Source organism: Pandoraea sp. B-6, from assembly GCF_000282835.1.
Lineage (GTDB): Bacteria > Pseudomonadota > Gammaproteobacteria > Burkholderiales > Burkholderiaceae > Pandoraea > Pandoraea cepalis.
In genome coordinates this window covers 78,461-82,164 of record NZ_KB290500.1, presented here as the reverse complement: position 1 = coordinate 82,164, position 3,704 = coordinate 78,461, and the positions used below count along the sequence as shown (strand labels likewise).

The following is a 3,704-nucleotide window of genomic DNA, read 5'->3' as shown; positions in this document are numbered from 1 at the left end:
GCGTTCGGCATGATCGGGATGACGATTGCGGCGCTGACGACCGTGGCGCTGATCTTCGAGTTGCGCAAACTCTCGAACGGCAACTTCTCCGGACTCGGATTGATCCTCGCGGGGCTCGTGGTCGGCGGCGGCATCGGTGCGTTCGTCGCGCGCAAGGTCGAGATGACCAAGATGCCGGAGCTGGTCGCGGCCATGCACTCGCTGATCGGTCTGGCGGCCGTGTGCATCGCGGTGGCGGCGGTGGCGGAACCGGCGGCGTTCGGCATTGTGCCGGCGGGGCAGACGTCGTTGCCGGCAGGCAATCGTATCGAGCTGTTCATCGGCACGTTCGTTGGCGCGATCACGTTCTCGGGGTCGGTCATCGCCTTCGGCAAACTCTCGGGCAAGTACAAGTTCCGTTTGTTCCAGGGCGCGCCGGTGGTCTTCACGGGTCAGCACATGGTGAATCTGGCGCTGGCGATTGCGATGCTCGGCTTTGGCGGCGCGTTCTTCGTCTCGCAGAGCTGGACGCCGTTCGCCATCATGACGGCCATCGCCTTCGTGCTCGGTGTGCTCATCATCATTCCGATTGGCGGCGCGGACATGCCCGTCGTCGTGTCGATGCTGAACTCGTACTCGGGCTGGGCGGCCGCCGGTATCGGCTTCTCGCTGAACAACCCGATGCTCATCATCGCGGGTTCGCTCGTGGGTTCGTCAGGCGCGATCCTGTCGTACATCATGTGCAAAGCCATGAATCGCTCGTTTTTCAACGTGCTTCTCGGCGGCTTTGGTGCCCAGGCGGGGGCGGGGGGCGCAGTGGGAGATCAACCGCAGCGGCCGGTGAAGTCGGGTTCGCCTGACGACGCCGCATTCCTGATGAGCAACGCCGAATCGCTGGTGATCGTGCCGGGTTACGGTCTGGCTGTCGCCCGCGCGCAGTACGCCCTGAAGGAGTTGACCGACAAGCTCGTCGAGAAGGGCGTGAGTGTACGTTACGCGATCCACCCAGTGGCAGGGCGCATGCCGGGTCATATGAACGTGCTGCTCGCGGAAGCCGAAGTGCCGTACGACCAGGTGCTGGAGATGGACGAGATCAACGGCGAATTCGGTCAGACGGACGTGGTGCTGGTGCTCGGCGCGAACGACGTGGTGAATCCGGCCGCGAAGACCGATCCGACGTCGCCGATTGCCGGCATGCCGATTCTCGAGGCGTACAAGGCCAAGACGATCATCGTCAACAAGCGTTCGATGGCGGCGGGTTATGCCGGGCTGGACAACGACCTGTTCTACCTCGACAAGACCATGATGGTCTTCGGCGACGCGAAGAAAGTGGTCGAAGAGATGGTCAAGGCAGCGGCCTGATCGCCGCGACCGTTTGACTTGCGCAATACGGGGCGCGCCGCCGAGCGCGGCGCGCCGGAGCCACTGCGGTGGTTCGTTCGCTTAATTTTCCGCAGGGCAATCGCACATGAACGTATCGCTGAGACAACTGAAGGTTTTCATGGTCGTGGCGCGCAGCAAGAACTTCAGCCGCGCCGGGGCCGAGATCGGCCTGACACAACCGGCCATCAGCCGGTGCATCAATGAACTGGAAGGACAGCTTGGCCTGCGTCTCGTTGACCGGACCACGCGCGAGGTCGCCCTGACCGACGCCGGTGTGACGCTCGCCGCCAGTCTCGACCGTGTGCTCGACGAACTCGAGATTGCCCTGCTGCAGACGCATGGCGCGGAAGCCCGCACGACCGGAAGGGTGCGCATCGGCGCCGCCCCGACCATCTCGGCCACGCTCATGCCGCGTGTGCTGTTGGCGTCGCAGGCAACGTATCCGGGTGTGGCGCTTGCCCTCGTCGACCAGATGCAGCGCGCCGTTCTGGACAGCGTGCGCGCGGGCGATGTGGACTTCGGCATCGTGGTTGCGCCGCAGGGCGCGGACGACCTCACGACCGAGCACCTGATGAGCGAGCCGTTCTGTCTGGTGTGCCGCAGCGATCATCCGCTGGCCACGCAGGCGGCCGTGCACTGGTCGGAGCTCTCAGGCGAAAATCTGGTGCTGCTCAATCAGAGTTCGGGCAGTCGTCCGCTCATCGATCGCGCGCTCACCACGCAAAAGGTGCAGGGAACGATCACGCAGGAGCTGGGGCATGTGAGCACCATCTTCCGCATGGTGCAGGAGGGGCTGGGAGTGAGCGTGCTGCCGCCGCTCGCGTTGCCGTTGCCGGAGAACTCCACGTTGGCCGTGCGTCCGCTGTTGCCCGCGTTCGAGCGCAACATCGTGCTCGTGCGGCGCAAGAACCGTTCGCTCTCGCCCGTTGCGCATACAGTGTGGGACCTGATTCACCGTGTCGTTCGCGAGCGCAACAAGAGCTTTGCGCTGGCGATGGACCGCCAGAGCGCTGCTTCCACGACGGCTGTCAACTGAATCTCTGAGTCGAATCAACGGCTTGCGTTCTCTCATCAAGGACTTGTCCACAGACTTGAACACAAAATCTGTGGATAAATCGTAGGCGCTCGCAGGCAGTTTGCCTGCGGGGAGCGCCTCCTGATCCGTTCGGTCGAAAACGCCATACCGATCAAGCGCTTGGCAACCGCGCCTCATTCGTTGTCCACAACGTTGTGAACAAAAACTGTGGATAAGTCGCGGCTTGACCGAAGGGCACACTCACGGCGACCCCGGGCGATCGACCACCCTTACTTCAGCGTAACGGACGCCTCGCCGATCCCGTCGATCGTGCCGCGCAGTACGCCTGCACCGCGCGCGGGAAGCATGCCCACATAAGAGCCACAGGTGATCACGGCGCCCGCGTGCATCGTGATGCCGCGCTTGCCGTTGTGATTCACGAGCCACGTGAGCAAGGTGCGCGGATCGCCCCCCGTGTTGAATCCCGTGTCCGCCGGCGCGATGTTCACCCCATCGAGCGAGAACGTAAGCTTCGGCGCCAGGTAGTCGAGCGACGCATCGTAGGCGCGCCCGCTCCCGATCACGAGCGCACCGTTGTTCTGCAAGTCGGCCAACGTGAATCGACTGTCGAGACCGCTCGTCGCGAAACGGCTGTCGGTGATCTCGATCGTCACGAGCGTTTCGCCAACAAACATGAGCGCCTCACGCTCGTCGTAAATCCCCGGTTTGATATCGCGGGCCAGTCGGAACGCGATCTCCAACTCCAGTCCTGGCCGGAAGAAGTCACCCAACGCCAGCGTGCCGCACGCGTCGCTCACGACGGAGGCGGGAATCGGCGCGCAATTCGGCAGATCCATCGGCGTTTTCGCCCCCACTTTCCACGCTGCGATCGTCTCGCCGAGCAAATCGAGGGTGCGCAATTGCACGGCGTAGGCGGCGTCGAAGTCCACCGGCAGCAGCGCCGGGGCGGGGGAGGCGATCGGCGTATCGCCGCGACGGGTGTCGGCCAGCAACTGGGCCAGCGATTCGACGGCGGGGGTCTCGAACATCTTGCAAGTCTCCTGGGAAAAAGGTGATGCCCCAGCGATGCGCTGGCGGCAAGTGGCTCCACATCGTATACAAAATTCAGTCGTCGTTGCGCAGTGCGGTGAACATGACGCCTACTCGGTGAAAACACCACCTAACGTAGTCAAAGTCCTGGGGATCTGCGAGAATCGGACTTCGTAATATTTCGTAATATTTCGCGCGATCTGGCAGCGGGGACGCTTGCCATTGCTTGCGAAAGTGCAGTGCGTGCAGTCGATGACCTTCTTCTCCAAGCGAACGA

Annotated in this window: 4 protein-coding genes; 2 read left to right on the top strand and 2 right to left on the bottom strand. The window is 63.1% G+C overall.

Going from position 1 to position 3,704, the window contains the following annotated elements; translation table 11 throughout:
* Both A985_RS0105830 and A985_RS0105825 read left to right on the top strand, forming a co-directional pair.
* A partial coding sequence (locus A985_RS0105830; protein WP_017232464.1) for an NAD(P)(+) transhydrogenase (Re/Si-specific) subunit beta occupies positions 1-1,341 on the top strand: 1,341 nt, incomplete at its 5' end.
* A 106-nt stretch (positions 1,342-1,447) separates the two neighbouring features.
* Positions 1,448-2,398, top strand: coding sequence for a LysR family transcriptional regulator (locus A985_RS0105825; protein WP_017232463.1), 951 nt, complete (start codon positions 1,448-1,450; stop codon positions 2,396-2,398).
* A gap of 269 nt (positions 2,399-2,667) precedes the next feature.
* On the opposite strand, the gene A985_RS0105820 is transcribed toward A985_RS0105825, so the two are convergent.
* Both A985_RS0105820 and A985_RS29000 read right to left on the bottom strand, forming a co-directional pair.
* Entirely contained in the window at positions 2,668-3,426 is a 759-nt protein-coding gene (locus A985_RS0105820) for a 2-keto-4-pentenoate hydratase (RefSeq protein WP_017232462.1), read from the bottom strand.
* Between the two features lie 76 nt (positions 3,427-3,502).
* The coding region (locus tag A985_RS29000; protein ID WP_232424533.1) for a hypothetical protein at positions 3,503-3,704 on the bottom strand (202 nt) is incomplete at its 5' end.